General features: G+C 58.5%; 14 protein-coding genes and 1 tRNA gene. 11 read left to right on the top strand and 4 right to left on the bottom strand.

Annotation, left to right across the window (positions count from 1 at the left end):
* Positions 1-103: 103 nt before the first annotated feature.
* Positions 104-179, top strand: a tRNA-Glu gene (locus tag FMN63_RS05320).
* A 103-nt stretch (positions 180-282) separates the two neighbouring features.
* Here the strand turns inward: FMN63_RS05320 and FMN63_RS05315 are convergent.
* The 3 genes from FMN63_RS05315 to FMN63_RS05305 all read right to left on the bottom strand — a co-directional run bounded on the left by FMN63_RS05315 (position 283) and on the right by FMN63_RS05305 (position 3,298).
* On the bottom strand, positions 283-1,065 hold the full coding sequence (locus tag FMN63_RS05315) for a DeoR/GlpR family DNA-binding transcription regulator (RefSeq protein ID WP_148582909.1): 783 nt from the start codon (positions 1,063-1,065) through the stop codon (positions 283-285).
* 145 nt (positions 1,066-1,210) lie between these two features.
* Entirely contained in the window at positions 1,211-2,551 is a 1,341-nt protein-coding gene (locus FMN63_RS05310; RefSeq protein WP_209000950.1) for a coiled-coil domain-containing protein, read from the bottom strand.
* A gap of 141 nt (positions 2,552-2,692) precedes the next feature.
* Entirely contained in the window at positions 2,693-3,298 is a 606-nt protein-coding gene (locus FMN63_RS05305; RefSeq protein WP_148582908.1) for a DUF1134 domain-containing protein, read from the bottom strand.
* A gap of 207 nt (positions 3,299-3,505) precedes the next feature.
* Here FMN63_RS05305 and FMN63_RS05300 point away from each other — a divergent pair, with 207 nt between their 5' ends.
* The 8 genes from FMN63_RS05300 to FMN63_RS05265 all read left to right on the top strand — a co-directional run bounded on the left by FMN63_RS05300 (position 3,506) and on the right by FMN63_RS05265 (position 11,966).
* Positions 3,506-3,907, top strand: coding sequence for a YHS domain-containing (seleno)protein (locus FMN63_RS05300; protein WP_148582907.1), 402 nt, complete (start codon positions 3,506-3,508; stop codon positions 3,905-3,907).
* A 183-nt stretch (positions 3,908-4,090) separates the two neighbouring features.
* On the top strand, positions 4,091-4,735 hold the full coding sequence (chpT, locus tag FMN63_RS05295) for a histidine phosphotransferase ChpT (RefSeq protein ID WP_148583100.1): 645 nt from the start codon (positions 4,091-4,093) through the stop codon (positions 4,733-4,735).
* Between the two features lie 134 nt (positions 4,736-4,869).
* Entirely contained in the window at positions 4,870-7,656 is a 2,787-nt protein-coding gene (locus tag FMN63_RS05290) for a hybrid sensor histidine kinase/response regulator (RefSeq protein WP_148582906.1), read from the top strand.
* Complete coding sequence (locus tag FMN63_RS05285) at positions 7,653-8,144, top strand: chemotaxis protein CheW (RefSeq protein ID WP_148582905.1); 492 nt, start codon at positions 7,653-7,655, stop codon at positions 8,142-8,144. Before FMN63_RS05290 ends, FMN63_RS05285 begins: the two co-directional genes overlap by 4 nt.
* Positions 8,145-8,180: 36 nt before the next feature.
* A complete protein-coding gene (locus FMN63_RS05280) occupies positions 8,181-8,546 on the top strand; it encodes a response regulator (RefSeq protein WP_006932059.1) in 366 nt (121 codons plus the stop codon).
* Between the two features lie 20 nt (positions 8,547-8,566).
* A complete protein-coding gene (locus FMN63_RS05275) occupies positions 8,567-9,790 on the top strand; it encodes a protein-glutamate methylesterase/protein-glutamine glutaminase (protein ID WP_148582904.1) in 1,224 nt (407 codons plus the stop codon).
* Positions 9,787-10,671 carry a CheR family methyltransferase gene (locus FMN63_RS05270; protein WP_148582903.1) on the top strand — a complete coding sequence of 295 codons (885 nt, stop codon included), beginning with the start codon at positions 9,787-9,789 and terminating at the stop codon, positions 10,669-10,671. Before FMN63_RS05275 ends, FMN63_RS05270 begins: the two co-directional genes overlap by 4 nt.
* A gap of 323 nt (positions 10,672-10,994) precedes the next feature.
* Positions 10,995-11,966: an MBL fold metallo-hydrolase gene (locus FMN63_RS05265; RefSeq protein ID WP_148582902.1), complete on the top strand. Its 972-nt coding sequence runs from the start codon at positions 10,995-10,997 to the stop codon at positions 11,964-11,966.
* Between the two features lie 281 nt (positions 11,967-12,247).
* Here FMN63_RS05265 and ctrA read toward each other — a convergent pair whose 3' ends face one another.
* Complete coding sequence (gene ctrA, locus FMN63_RS05260; protein ID WP_148582901.1) at positions 12,248-12,940, bottom strand: response regulator transcription factor CtrA; 693 nt, start codon at positions 12,938-12,940, stop codon at positions 12,248-12,250.
* A gap of 372 nt (positions 12,941-13,312) precedes the next feature.
* Here ctrA and fliI point away from each other — a divergent pair, with 372 nt between their 5' ends.
* Both fliI and fliJ read left to right on the top strand, forming a co-directional pair.
* Positions 13,313-14,638, top strand: a complete 1,326-nt coding sequence (gene fliI / locus FMN63_RS05255) for a flagellar protein export ATPase FliI (protein ID WP_148582900.1) — start codon at positions 13,313-13,315, stop codon at positions 14,636-14,638.
* Positions 14,639-14,666: 28 nt separating this feature from the next.
* Positions 14,667-15,074: a flagellar export protein FliJ gene (gene fliJ / locus FMN63_RS05250; RefSeq protein ID WP_006932052.1), complete on the top strand. Its 408-nt coding sequence runs from the start codon at positions 14,667-14,669 to the stop codon at positions 15,072-15,074.
* The last annotated feature ends 115 nt before the right edge of the window (positions 15,075-15,189 follow it).

The raw sequence follows: 15,189 nt of genomic DNA, 5'->3' as shown, positions 1-15,189 counted from the left end.
ACAGGCATGTGACATAAAAATGAAAATTAGGGCTTGCGTCTTTTGTCATGCAGCCGTATACGCACGGTCCTCGGCTTGAGGCACTGAGCTTTTCAAGCCCCGCGCGCCCATCGTCTAGCGGTCTAGGACGCCGCCCTTTCACGGCGGAAACACGGGTTCGAGTCCCGTTGGGCGTGCCATTTTTCCCCAAGGCACACACAGCATATGCACACCTTGCGCACATGGTTTCGCACAGGGTTCTCCACCCGTTTGTGCACCGGTTTTGCGCGCTGTGGCGGCTGATCAGCCGATGGCGGTCTCTTCCTGCTGTCCTGTCTCGATCAGCTTGACCTCGGCCTCCTGCGCAATTTTTGCGAAGTTCGGTGAGGGGCAATAATCCGTCACGAATGTGCTGACCTGGCGCAAATGCCCGACACGAACCGGGGCGGTGCGCTCGAACTTGGTGCTGTCGGCGGCAAGAATGACATGCCGTGCATTGTCCATGATGGTCTTGGTGACTTTCACTTCCCGATAGTCGTAATCAAGCAGGGAGCCGTCCGGATCGATCGCGGAGGCACCGATGACCGCGAAATCCACCTTGAACTGGCGCATGAAGTCCACAGCTGCCTCGCCAACGATGCCGCCATCGGAGTGGCGCAGCACACCACCAGCGATCACCACCTCGATCTGCGAATAGCCGCGCATCAGGCTGGCAACGTTGATGTTGTTGGTGATCACCATCAGACCGCGATGCTGCAACAGCGCCTGCGCAACGGCTTCGGTGGTGGTGCCGATATTGATGAAGATCGACGCATTGTCGGGAATGAGAGAGGCCACCTCTTCGCCTATGTCCGCCTTTTCCCGGCTGGAGATGATCCTGCGGGCCTCATAGCCGACGTTCTCGATGCCGGATGACAGCAGGGCCCCGCCATGTGTGCGTGCCAGCAGGCGCCGGTCGCACAGCTCGTTCAGGTCCTTGCGGATGGTCTGCGGACTGACGTCGAAGCGTCTGGCGAGATCGTCGACGCTGACGCGGCCCATTTGCCGGGCGAGTTCCAGAATGGCGTTGTGGCGTTCGATCAACATGTACCGCAGACTCGATTTAGTGCACGACCGCTGGCCCACCCTGCCTCGGCAAGCTGCAAACGCAGGTGAGGGGACAGCAGATCAGCTTTGGTGGTTTGTCAGATGACTGTCCATGGGACTAGATGACCGGAGCGGCCTTGTCAGATCAAGCCACATCTTTCTTTTTTTGTTTCGTGGCTTTCGTTTTCCGCTCGCTGTTTTGCGCGGAGCCGGTGCCAGCCGGTGCTTTTTCAGCTGCCGGTTTGGACTTGGCCCGGTTGGAGGCGACAACCCTGCTCACCAGAGCTTCTGCGGCGTTGGCGATATGCGCGGATTTGGACTGAGCTTGACCCTGAGCCTGGTCTTTCGGCGAGGCCTTTTCTTCATCCCTTGCATCTTCCGAAGCAGGAGCTTTGTCGGAAGACCCCTCCGACTGAACCTTATCTGACGATGCAGTGTCGCCGGACCCCTGAGCATCCGATGCGCTGTTCGGGGCGAGGGGCGCTGCCGGTGCCTTTGTTCCGGAAGACTTGAGATCCGGTGCTTCCTCACCGGTCAGCTTTTCTGCAAGCGCGCGGAAATCGCGGCGCAGGTCCACAAGGGCGGGTACCGAGGTAAGGTCCTTTTGCAGCTTCGCCATCTGAGCGGTGATCCGCTGAAGGGCGCGGTCCTTTTCGGCCGCGTCCGCCTGATAGCGTGCAGCGTCGCCGGAAAGCTTCTCCAGCTTGGCATCAAGATGTTTCTCGCGCTCGCTCTCAGGGAAACTGGCGGCATCCAGCATCAGGGACAGACGCGTGACTTCCGCCTGGGCCGCAACATAATTGGATTCCGTATCGACCAGCTGGGCTTCCAGTTCGGCAAGTCTGGTCTTGGCGGTTTCGCTGCGCACCGCGTCCATCTGGCCCGCGACCGTGGGCTCATACCGGGCCAGTTTGGCTTTGAGCGTGGCAACTTCCGCCTCCAGCCCGGTAATGGTGGCAAGTGCCATGGTGCCGGAAGCGGGCAGCCAGCCGCTGTCGTCTTCTTCTGTGTCGGCGGGCTTGGGGGCCGGTTCGTCTTCCGCAGACCTGGTCCAGCTTTCCGCAAGAGCCCGTTCTGCTTCCGACAGTTTCTTTTTCAGGTTGGTCACTTCAGCCGACAGCATGTCGACGGCGTGCTGATCGCTCGCCTCGGCGGCGATCTTGGCTTCAAGTCCGGAGATCGTGTCCTGATGAGATTTTTTCAGCGCTTCGATTTCGGCCCGCGTCCGCGAGGTTTCGAGCTGAAATTTGGCTGCCTTCTCGCGCTCGATGTCGAGCCGTTTTTCGACCCGCCGCAGTTCAACGGCATGGCGCGCCCGCTCCTGATCCTGGGCGGCGCGGACTTCGGCATAGCTGGTCGGATTGACGGCGCGCAGGGCTTCTTCGGTCAGCCGGGCGGCCCGGCGATAAAATGCGGGCAGGATTGCCAGTCCGATCAGGCCGGCGGTGCAAAACCCCAGCGCCACATACATCGCTGCTTCAATCAAGTCCGGCTCCCGGTTACGTCTTCAAAAAACGCCCACATCTCCATCAATAAACGACAGGAGCACCGCCGCCAAGTCTTCTACGGAGTACGAATCCAACCCGGCTTTGTCGCCAGGCTGCGGTGGCCGCGTTTTATTGTTTGCTCAGAACGGGTTCCATGTCGGCTTCTGGGTGAACTTCAGATAGCCCATGTTCAGCCCGAGACGGGCGCCAACACCTGCACGAACGGGCACAAGCACGATTTCATTGTTCAAGAGCACCGTCATGCCGACGCCGCCAACCAGGTAGGCGGATCCGTTGACACCGGCAAAGCGGGTGTAGATGGAGTTCACGGTGGGCAGGTTATAGACAAGCATCATGACCCGGGCGCCGTCGGCGCCGAAGTCCCAGCCGACGGAGGGGCCTTGCCAGAACAGTTTGTGGTTGCCGGCGTTGCGCGTGTAGAGGCTGCCTTCGCCATAGCGCGCACCGGCGATGAGTGCGCCAGAGCCTTCTTCCCCCAGCACATATCCGTTCGGCTCGCCGTAACTGGAAAAGGCTTTCTCGACCACAGACGCCAGGCCACCGGAAACGGAGCCGAAGAACTGGTGACCTGCCTGAAGGATTTCGTCCTGCTGGTAGGTCTGGCTTGATGGAATGGGCTCGTTGCCGGATGTCTGGGAGAGCGCCGGGTTGGAAAACGCAAATGCGCACAAGGCCAGGAACGCAGCCGATATCAGGGATACAACTCGCTGGGAACTTTGTGCCATTCGATATTCTCCCAAAGTTTCTTGGCCGCGCCGATTGTTGCCGTTCGGTCAGGCCGCAATGTTAAACTGATGCGATATCATGCTGATTCGCATGAGATGGTGCACCCTACATAAGCCGAATCGATGGAAAGCTGGCCTCAAAAAAAGACAAGGTTATGTCTTTGCGCTGTATTGATCCTGCTCTTCTGTCAATTTGCGGGGAAAGCCTTGGCACGTCCCCAGGTTTTTGTTCCAGATCCGATCACCGGATACGCCCTGGGCGGCCATGACCCTGTGAGTTATTTCGTTGACGGGTATCCGCGCAAGGGCAAGCGGGAGCACACCCTCAAATGGGGCGGCACCGAATGGATCTTCGTCAATCAAGGCAATCTTGCCGCTTTCAAGCGCGATCCTGACGCCTATGCGCCGCTGTTTGCCGGCTGTGGCGCGCACGCGCTGTCCGAAGGCTTTGCAACAGCTGGCAATCCGTTCATCTATGCCATTGTCGACCGCCGCCTGGTGTTTTTCCATTCGGTGGTCAACCGGTTCCTGTTCGTCGTCAACGGCAGCCAGTTGATGACGGCAGCGCAGGACAATGCCGAACGGGTCGGTTGCGTACCCCTGCGGTAGACAGGCGCTCGGTCAAACCGCATGCAGGGGCCGGAAAAGGCGGATTTCGGGGCAAATTTTCATCTGGATGATACGGATTGCGGCCCACCGTTGTCTTGGCAGCCGCCGCGAGGATGTGTAACGCTTGCGTCCACTATGTCGAATCAGTTTCCGCAGCCTCCTCAAGAAGAGCCTCAAAACGCCATGTCTGCACTTAAAGAGCTTTCCTCTCTTGATCTTGCCGCCTTGGTGGCCAGCCGCGTCTGCCATGACATCATTTCGCCTGTCGGTGCGATAACCAACGGGTTGGAAGTGCTGGACGAGGAAGGGTCGGAGGACATGCGCGAATTCGCCATGGACCTCATCCGCAAAAGCGCGCGCCAGGCTTCGGCCAAACTGCAGTTCGCCCGTCTTGCCTTCGGGGCAGCCGGCTCCGCAGGTGCCGAAATCGACCTCGGGGATGCTCAGGTCGTTGCGAGCGGGTTCATGGAAAATGAAAAATCCGACTTAAATTGGCAATTGTCCCGGCACCTGATGCCGAAAAATTACGTAAAACTACTTCTTAATTTGATCCTTATCGCCAACCAGTGCGTTCCGCGTGGTGGCGAAATCAAGGTTGAAATGGAAGGCGACCCGCAATCGCCCACCTTCACGCTCCAGGCCAGCGGTCTCAATCCGCGCATTCCTCTCGGAATGAAGGAAACCCTTAGTGGCGAAGAGCCCGAGCGGGTTGATGCGCATTCCGTACAGCCAATCTACACGTTGCTGCTGGCCCGCGAATGCGGAATGGTATTAACGATAGATAAACAAGAAGAGTTGGTAAAAATAACGGCTCTTCTGGCAGAATAAAAAAGCCCTTCAAAAGACTCCATCCGCTTCAGCGTATCTTAACTGTTTGCCGTCAACCTAGCTCTCATGGACTTCTCGGTCCAGACATCCCTTTTGGGGTGCGGAACCAGTAACAAGTCGGGTGAGAGCAGGCCATGGACGACCTCCTCAGGGAATTCATTACAGAGACCAATGAGAGTCTCGATGTTGTTGATGTTGAGCTCGTAAAGTTCGAGCAGGAACCGAACAACGCCACTATCCTAGATAACATTTTCCGCTTGGTGCACACTATCAAGGGCACCTGTGGCTTCCTGGGCCTTCCCCGCCTTGAAGGTATTGCGCACGCGGCTGAAACCCTCATGGGGAAATTCCGCGACGGTGCTCCTGTCACGCAAGAAGCCGTTTCCCTCATTCTGACCTCGATCGATCAGATCAAGGACATTCTGGGAGAACTGGAAGCTGCTGAAGGCGAAGAGCCGCAAGGCGACGACAGCGAGCTGATCGGCCAACTGGAAGAAATGTCCGCGAAAGCTGACGCTGCCATGAAGGGTGGTGCGGCTGCCGAGGAAGCTCCGGTGGCAGATGCCGAGCCGGAAGCGCCTGAAGAGGACGCTTCGGCCGAGCAAGCTCTGGAGCGTCCGCTCCGTCCGGGCGAAGTGTCGCTGGACGAACTTGAGCGCGCCTTCCGCGAAACCGAAGTTGAAGTCGACGTCGTTGAGCCGGAAGTCCCGGAAGCAGAAGAAATCGTCGACGAAGTCGAAGAGCCCGAGCCCGCTCCCGTTGCGGTCAAGGCCGAAGCCAAGGTGGCAGCCAAGCCACAGGCGAAGGCAGCTGGCGAAGGCGGCGAAAAGAAAGCTTCCGGCGGTGGTGTTTCCAACCAGAGCATCCGCGTAGCAGTCGACACGCTCGAACACCTGATGACCATGGTGTCCGAACTGGTGCTGACCCGGAACCAGCTTCTGGAAATCGTGCGCCGCCACGAGGACAGCGAATTCAAGGTGCCGTTGCAGCGCCTGTCGAACGTCACTGCCGAACTGCAGGAAGGCGTCATGGCGACGCGCATGCAGCCCATCGGCAACGCCTGGCAGAAACTGCCGCGTATCGTTCGCGATCTCAGCCAGGAACTTGAAAAACCGATCGAACTGGAAATGATCGGTGCGGATACCGAACTGGACCGCCAGGTTCTCGAGATGATCAAGGATCCGCTCACGCACATGGTCCGCAACTCGGCCGACCATGGTCTGGAGCGTCCGGACGAACGCCGTGCAGCAGGCAAGGCGGAAAAGGGTACCATTACCCTGGCGGCCTATCATGAAGGCGGCCACATCATCATCGAAGTTCGTGATGATGGTAAGGGCATCGACGTCGAGAGGGTGAAGGCAAAGGTCGTGGAACGCGGCCTGGCGTCGGAAGCCGAAGTCGACAAGATGACGGACGCCCAGATCCACAAGTTCATCTTCGCGGCCGGGTTCTCCACGGCTGCCAAGGTCACCAGCGTGTCCGGCCGCGGTGTCGGCATGGACGTGGTTCGCAACAACATCGAACTGATCGGCGGTACGGTCGACCTGCGCTCTACACAGGGCAAGGGCTCGAGCTTCATCATCAAGATCCCGCTGACGCTTGCCATCGTTTCGACGCTGATCGTCGAAGCCGGCGGCGACCGGTTTGCGATACCGCAGCTTTCCGTTGTCGAACTGGTCCGCGTACAGACCAATTCGGAACACCGTATAGAGCGTATCAAGGACACCCCGGTTCTGCGCCTGCGCAACAAGCTGCTGCCACTGGTGCATCTGTCCCAGCTCCTCGGCATCTATGAGGGCGAAAACGCGGACGAGGCCATCGATGCGGACAACGGCTTCATCGTTGTCATGCAGGTGGGCAGCCAGACATTCGGCGTGGTTGTCGACGGTGTCTTCCATACGGAGGAAATCGTGGTCAAGCCGATGTCGACCATGCTGCGCAACCTCGGCATGTTCTCCGGCAACACCATCCTGGGCGACGGCTCGGTGATCATGATCATCGACCCGAACGGGATCGCCGGTGCCATGGCAAGCCATGCGTCGAGTGCGGTTACCGAGAACCAGGAAGACGAACACGAAGACCTGCAGAGCCGCGCCGTTTCGGGCCAGAGCTCGATCTCGCTGCTGCTGTTCCGTGCCGGTGCGCCGGAACCGAAGGCCGTGCCACTGTCGCTGGTCACGCGCCTGGAGGAATTCGAAGTCTCCAAGATCGAACGGTCAAACGGCCGGGATCTGGTCCAGTACCGCGGCTCTCTCATGCCGCTCGTGTATCTGAACGAAGGCGACTGCCACAAGACGGAAGGCACCCAGCCGATGCTGGTGTTCTCCGATGCGGGCCGCTCCATGGGCCTCGTGGTCGACGAGATCGTCGACATTGTCGAGGACCGCATGAACATCGAAGTCGGTTCGGAACGTCCTGGCATCCTCGGCTCCGCCGTGGTCAAGGAACGTGCAACCGAAATCATCGACCTCGGCTACTATCTGCCGCAGGCCTTTGAAGACTGGTTCATGCGCAAGGAAATGGACATCGAGGCGCTCACCAAGAAGGTACTCTTCGTGGATGACTCGTCCTTCTTCCGCAACATGCTGTCACCGGTTCTGAAGGCGGCCGGCTATGATGTGACCACCTGTACCGGTCCGCATCAGGCGTTCGACCTTCTGGAAAACGGCGACAAGTTCCATGCGATCGTCAGTGACATCGAAATGCCGGAAATCAACGGTTTCGAGTTCTGTGAATCGCTGCGCCGCGATCCCCGGTTCCGCAACATTCCGATCCTGGCCCTGTCGTCCATGGTGACGCCGGCTTCGATCGAACGCGGCCGTCAGGCGGGCTTTGACGACTATGTCGCCAAATTCGACCGTCCGGGCCTGATTGCCGCCCTGAAAGACGTCTTCTCCGGTGAAATGGGAGCTGCAGCATGACTGTGCTGGAACACAAACTCAACGCGGAGCAAAAATCCGCAAGTGACATGATCCAGTATGTAACCGTGGTCATCGGCGGCCAGTTGTTCGGTCTGCCAATTTCCCAGGTACATGATGTGTTCGTTCCGGAAAGCGTGACACGCGTGCCGATGTCCGCTCCCGAGGTTCAGGGTGTCCTGAACCTTCGCGGACGCATCGTCACCGCGATCAACATGCGCCGCCGCCTGCATCTGCCTCCTTTGCAGGAGGGTCAGATGATGGCCGTTGGCATCGAGTACAAGCACGAAAGCTACGGCCTTGTCATCGACACGGTTGGTGAGGTTCTGACGCTGTCGTCCGCATCTGCGGAGCCAAATCCGTCGAACCTGGACCGCCGCTGGGCCGAGATTTCCGGAGGCGTGCATCGCCTGGACGGCCGTCTGATGGTCATTCTGGATGTCGACCGTCTGCTTGGCGCGATGTTCACCGAACCCATGGCTGCAGCGTAACAAGGCCACAATGGCTACTGAGTGGAGTTAAGCCTGATGAAACAGTGCCTCGTAGTCGATGACTCAAGTGTCATCCGAAAGGTGGCTCGCCGCATACTCGAGGATATGAATTTCGAGATTACCGAAGCGGAAGACGGCCAGCAGGCGCTTGACGAATGTCGCAAGACAATGCCGGACGCAATCCTGCTGGACTGGAACATGCCCGTCATGGACGGTCTTGAATTCCTGACCAGCCTGCGTGCGGAAGAGGGCGGTGAAAACCCGATTGTCGTATTCTGTACCACTGAAAACGATGTCGCTCACATTGCCCGGGCCATCCGTGCCGGAGCCAACGAGTACATCATGAAACCGTTCGACCGCGAAATCGTGGAAGCCAAGTTTCAGGAAGTCGGTCTTATCTAGTTTCGAGTTGGGCAGTCTAAATGGCGTTTGCGCAAAGAAGCATAACTGCGGGCACGAGTCCGGGCAGCGATCCCATCAAGGTCATGGTTGTAGATGACGCCGTCGTCATCCGCGGCCTTCTGACACGCTGGCTCGGTGAAGACAAAAGTCTGAAAGTCGTCAGCTCGCACCGCAACGGCAAGCTTGCTGTAGAAGATATCGAAAAAAGCAATCCTGACGTCGTCGTTCTCGATATCGAGATGCCGGAAATGGATGGCATGACGGCCTTGCCGCTCATGCTGGCTAAGAAGCGCGATCTCATCGTGATCATGGCTTCCACGCTGACCCGCCGCAACGCGGAGATCAGCTTGAAGGCTCTGTCGCTGGGGGCTGCGGACTATGTGCCGAAGCCGGAATCGAACTCCGAGGTCACGACTTCCGTCGATTTCCGCCGCGAGCTGATTGAAAAGGTCAAGGCGCTTGGTGCGCGTGCCCTGCGCATGCGCGGGCCGGTACGCACCATGCGTGCGGAAACCAGCGCCGGCCGCACCGCACAGTCGGCCAGTCCTGTCCCTGCGCGCCCTGCAACCGATACGCGGGCAAGCTTTCGAGGGGCCGGGCAACCGGCGGGCGCTGCTGCCGGGGCGGTCAGGTACCAGACCCGTCCGTATTCAACCGCGCGTCCGCGCATCCTCGCTATCGGCTCGTCCACGGGCGGTCCGCAGGCTCTGCAGGAAGTCATGCGTGAAGTGGGTACGGCAATGAACGATGTGCCAGTGGTCATCACCCAGCACATGCCGCCAACCTTTACCGCCATTTTGGCTGAACATATGGGCAAGGCTGCCCTGCGTCCGGCCAAGGAAGGCGAGGATGGCGAAGTGCTGAAGCCCGGCAATATCTATGTCGCACCTGGCGGCAAGCACATGATCGTGGAGAAGGACGGCAGCGCAGCCAAAATCCGGCTGACGGACGGACCTCCCGTGAATTTCTGCAAGCCTGCCGTCGACCCCTTGTTCGACAGTGTCTCCAAGGTGTTCGGTTCGGCAAGTCTTGCCGTCATCCTGACCGGGATGGGACACGACGGTGCCGACGGCGTCAAAACCATTGCAGCGGGTGGCGGCAGCGTGATTACGCAGGACGAAGCCACCAGCGTGGTCTGGGGTATGCCAGGCGCAGCTGCACAAACGGGCGTTTGCAGCGAAATTCTACCCTTGAAGGAGATCGGCCCGAAGATCTCGCGCGTTCTGAAGGGGAACACGAGATGACCCCGAGCGAGTTCGAGTTTCTGAAAAACTTTCTGAAGACACGCTCCGGCCTGGTTCTGTCCAACGACAAGCAGTACCTGGTTGAAAGCCGTCTTCTGCCGGTCGCACGCAGTTCCAAGCTGGAAACCCTCAGCGCGGTGATTCAGCAGCTTCAGCGCGGCACCAACCGGGCACTGGAAACCGAAGTGGTTGAAGCGATGACGACCAACGAGTCGTTCTTCTTCCGCGACAAGACCCCGTTCGAACACTTCAAGGACACGATGCTGCCGGCGCTGCTGGAAAGCCGCGCGAGCCGCAAGCAGATCAAGATCTGGTGCGCGGCAGCTTCGACTGGTCAGGAGCCTTATTCCCTGGCGATCTGCCTGAAGGAAGACGCCGCGAAAATGGCTGGTTGGCGTACCCGGATCCTGGGGACGGACCTTTCCAACGAAGTGCTGGAAAAAGCCAAGGCCGGTCTCTACAGCCAGTTCGAGGTGCAGCGCGGTCTGCCGATCCAGCTGCTGCTGAAGTATTTCGAACAGAAGGGCGAGATGTGGCAGATCAATGCCGGCATGCGCGCCATGATCGAGTGGAAGAAGCTGAACCTTCTGGAAAGCTTCACTCATCTCGGTGAGTTCGACATCATCTTCTGCCGTAACGTCTTGATCTACTTCGATCAGGCCACCAAGACGGAAATTCTCGGAAGGATGGCAAAAGCCCTGCCGGACGACGGCTATCTCGTTCTCGGCGCTGCCGAAACCGTGGTCGGTCTGACAGATGCCTTCAAGCCTGTTGCCGGAAAACGGGGCCTCTTCCAGAAGAAGCAGGCGGCCCAGGCAACGACCGGATCGGCTGCAACTCCGCGGCTCGCCGCCGGAGGCGGTCTGGGGCTGCGGCGTTAAAGGCCCGTCTGCCCGTTAAAGCGGGCAGGGCAATGAGGCCCCAACAAAGCAATGCAATTCAGAAGGCGGCCACGGGCCGCCTTTTTCCTTCACGCCATCGTGAAGGTGCGTGGGGTGTCGATCTGCTGTGCGCTTCCGAATAAGTAATTGAAATAATACTATATTTTTCCATATTGCAGGGCGTCCGACTGATGCCGGCCGGGTCTTGTCTGGACCTGAAACCATTCCATCTTCTTCGACGTAAGCTTTGCGTTCTGCCGGATACCAGGCGTGTTCGATTGCAGGGCGACTTTGTATGCATCGGAATTGCAAGGAGTGGGAATATGACCGAGATCAAAGTTGAACTCACGCGCCGCGCGGCGCTTCTGGGGGCTGGCGGTGTGCTTGCCGGAGCGAGCCTCGCCGGAACGAGCGTGGTTCATGCTGCGGCCGAAAAGCAGTCCGCTTTGCCGGCAAAGGTTGCTCGCTATTCCGTCGGTGGTTTCGAAGTCACGACATTGCACGACGGGGCGGTCACTCTGGCTGAGCCGCAGAAGACGTTCGCCATGAATGTGGATGCGGATACCTTTTCCGAGACCAATGCCGAAAATTTCCTGCCTGACGACAATTTCCAGATCAGTTTCACGCCTACGCTCGTCAACACGGGCAGCGAGCTGGTCCTGTTCGATACCGGCAATGGCGAAGGTGCTCGTCCGGGCAGGGGCAACATGCGCGCTGCGCTGGAAAATGCGGGATACACACCGGAGCAGGTGGATGTGGTGGTGCTGACACATATGCACCCCGATCATATCAGCGGTCTGATGGAGGGCGGTTCGCCAACCTTTGCCAATGCGCGCTACGTCACCGGGCAGAAGGAATATGACTTCTGGGCAGCGATGGATGCCGAAGCCAACGGCATCACCAAGCTGATGGCAAGTCATGTCAAGCCGCTGGCGGAAAAGATGACCTTCCTTGACGATGGTGGCAGCGCGGCAAGCGGTGTCACCGCCATGGCTGCCCCAGGGCACACGCCCGGTCACATGATCTACATGCTGGAGAGCGACGGCAAACAGCTTGCCGTGACAGCGGACACGGCCAACCACTATGTGTGGTCTCTTGCGCATCCGGAATGGGAAGTTCGCTTCGACATGGACAAGGAAGGCGCGGCCGCGACCCGCAAGTCCGTCTTCGGTATGCTGGCCGCCGACAAGATCCCCTTTGTCGGATATCACATGCCGTTCCCGGCCGTCGGATATGTGGAGACCAACGGCAGCGGGTTCCGCTACGTTCCGGCGTCCTATCAGTTGCAGCTCTGATCCCGTTCAGGCGATCTCAGGAGGGAGATGTAGCCGGCGCGTAAGCCGGATGGTCCAATCCCTCCTGGTCACCGGAGCTGTCGTGACAGTGCCGGCGGCACGGGCAACGGTGCATCACATGCGGATGGGTAACCGTCAGGGGCGGATCACTTTGGAGGAGAGCCCCGGCGGGGTGCCGGCGCCGGCCAGCACCGGCTGTCTTGCTGCCCAACGTCTTGCGGTCAAAACAAAAGCCCCAGCACAAAGGCCGGGGCTTTAAAACGTCTACATTCGATGTCAGATCAGGCGGCTACTTCGACATCCGGCTCGCGCAGCACGTAGCCACGGCCCCACACCGTTTCGATGTAGTTCTTGCCGGAAGTTGCAGCTGCCAGCTTCTTGCGAAGCTTACAGATGAACACGTCGATGATCTTCAGTTCCGGCTCGTCCATGCCGCCGTAGAGATGGTTCAGGAACATCTCCTTGGTGAGCGTCGTTCCCTTGCGAAGGGAGAGAAGCTCCAGCATCTGGTATTCCTTGCCGGTCAGATGGACGCGCTGGCCGCCGACTTCGACGGTCTTGGTGTCCAGGTTGACCTTCAGGTCACCGGTGACAATCACCGATTGCGCATGGCCCTTGGAGCGGCGGACGATTGCGTGGATACGCGCGACAAGCTCATCCTTGTGGAACGGCTTGGTCATGTAATCGTCTGCGCCGAAGCCGAGGCCACGAACCTTGTCTTCAATGCCCGCGTTGCCGGAAAGGATCAGGATCGGTGTCTTGACCTTTGAAACGCGGAGCGTCCGGAGAACCTCGTAACCGGACATGTCCGGCAGGTTCAAATCCAACATTATGATGTCATAATCGTACAGTTTGCCGAGGTCGATACCTTCCTCGCCAAGATCTGTCGTGTAGACGTTGAAGTTCTCGGACTTCAGCATCAACTCGATGCTCTGCGCCGTGGCGCTATCATCCTCAATCAACAATACACGCATGCCAATCCCCTTGTTCTGCCTTTCCTGGGCAAGTCGCAACGGCTCTGTCGGTGCCTGCTACGAAGGACTGATGTTAACCCCGACTCAAAGCTACCGGTTAATGGTTAACAAAATATGATTCGTAACGGCAAGCTCTGGAGAGAGGAAACTGTGAACAACAGTCAACTTATTGAATCCCCAAAAAAAATCCGGATTCATAAATCTTAATGTTGAACTTTAAGAACCGGCGCTAACCGATTCCGTTCAGATTCCTTTCAACAAAGCCGTTTTGACTTCGAAATGGCTCTCGCTTGTCAGCCTTCCAAAGGTTAAGATTAACCAGAGTCGTAAACGATCGGTTACCAAATCCGTTAACGAGGAAAGGAATCTTACGTGAAGGCGCTTTTCGCCGAGATTGATTCGCTCATGCCGACCGAGATTTATGGCCGGGTTACTGCGGTTCAGGGGCTTCTCGTCGAGATCGCAGGGCCTATTCACGAAATGAGTGTCGGCTCGAGATTATTAATCGATAACGGTGAGGATAACCCGAAAGTTCCCGCGGAAGTTGTTGGTTTTCGCGAAGGACACGCACTTTGCATGCCGTTTTCCGGGCTGGAAGGTGTGCGAATGGGCTGCAAAGCGGTGATTCAGGCGCGCGACAGCGTGGTGCATCCGGCCAATGCGTGGCTGGGCCGAGTCATTAACGCACTTGGTGAACCGATTGATGGTAAAGGAGGCCTTGTTCATGGCGGAGTGCCTCGCAAATTGCGAAGTTCGCCTCCGCCGGCCTCAGAACGTAAACGAGTTGGGCCCCCTCTGGATCTCGGCGTCCGCGCGCTTAATACATTCGTAACGTGTTGTGAGGGGCAGCGGATGGGCATTTTCGCCGGGTCGGGCGTCGGCAAGTCCGTGCTGATGTCCATGCTGGCACGCAATACCAAATGCGATGTCGCGGTGATCGGTCTTATCGGGGAGCGCGGCCGCGAGGTTCAGGAGTTCATCGAGGACGATCTGGGCGAGGCGGGGCTGGAGCGATCCGTCGTGGTGGTTGCGACCTCCGACGAAAGTGTTCTGATGCGCCGGCAGGCTGCTTATCTGACCATGACGGTGGCAGAGCATTTTCGCGATGAAGGCAAGAACGTTCTGTGCATGATGGATTCGGTGACCCGATTCGCAATGGCGCAGCGCGAGATCGGCCTGTCTATCGGCGAGCCGCCGACCTCCAAGGGATATACGCCAACGGTGTTCACCGAACTTCCGCGCCTTCTGGAGCGGGCCGGCCCCGGCAAGGAGAACAGCGGATCGATCACCGGTCTCTTTACCGTCCTGGTGGAAGGGGACAATCACAACGAGCCCGTGGCCGATGCGGTTCGCGGTATTCTGGATGGTCACGTGGTGATGGAACGCGGTATCGCCGAGCGCGGCCGCTATCCGGCGATCAACGTGCTGAAATCCGTCTCCCGGACCATGCCGCGCTGTGTGCCGCCGGAGCAGCTTCCGATCTTGCGTCGGGCCCGCCAGCTTCTGTCGACCTATACCGACATGGAAGAACTGATCCGGCTTGGCGCTTACCGAAAGGGATCGGACCCGACTGTGGATGAGGCCATTTACAGGTTCGACATGATCGACGAATTTCTCAATCAGGGAAAAGACGAAGCGACATCACTTTCTGACGGGTATGAGCAACTTGCCAACCTTTTGGAAATGACTCAGGGGTAAACTGCCCAAGTTAGGGGAGTATTGAGTAATGAAAACCCGAGACAGTTTGATCCGTTTGAAGCGGTTTCAGGTTGACGAAAAGCGGCGACAGCTTGCTCAGATCGAGAGCATGATCGCCGAGTTCAACCGTATGGCCGATGAGCTCGACGACCAGATTCGGTCGGAGCAGGAACGGGTGGGTATTACGGATGTCACACATTTTGCCTATCCGACGTTCGCCAAGGCGGCCGCGGACCGGCGCGACAATCTGCGCAATTCCGCGCATGAACTGGACGATCAGCTTCAACGCGCCCGGGACGAGCTTAGCGAGGCGATTGAAGAACTGAAAAAGTTCGAGCAGCTTGAAGAGCGGGACCAGCAGCGCGAACGCACCGCCCAGGAAATGGCGGAGCAGGATCTGCTTGACGAGGTCGCCGCGCGGGCACGCGGGCGCTAAAGGCCCTCAAACCTTCCCCTGCAACGGCTGGTCCCCAACAGGGGGCTGGCGGCTTTGGATGGATGTTCTTATATACCTGATCGTTGCTTGCGGCGGTCAGGTTTTGTGCTTTCCG

This window comes from Stappia sp. BW2 (assembly GCF_008107695.1).
Classification (GTDB): domain Bacteria; phylum Pseudomonadota; class Alphaproteobacteria; order Rhizobiales; family Stappiaceae; genus Roseibium.
The sequence above is the reverse complement of the archived record's forward strand: the minus strand, read 5'-3'. Positions and strand labels throughout refer to the sequence as shown.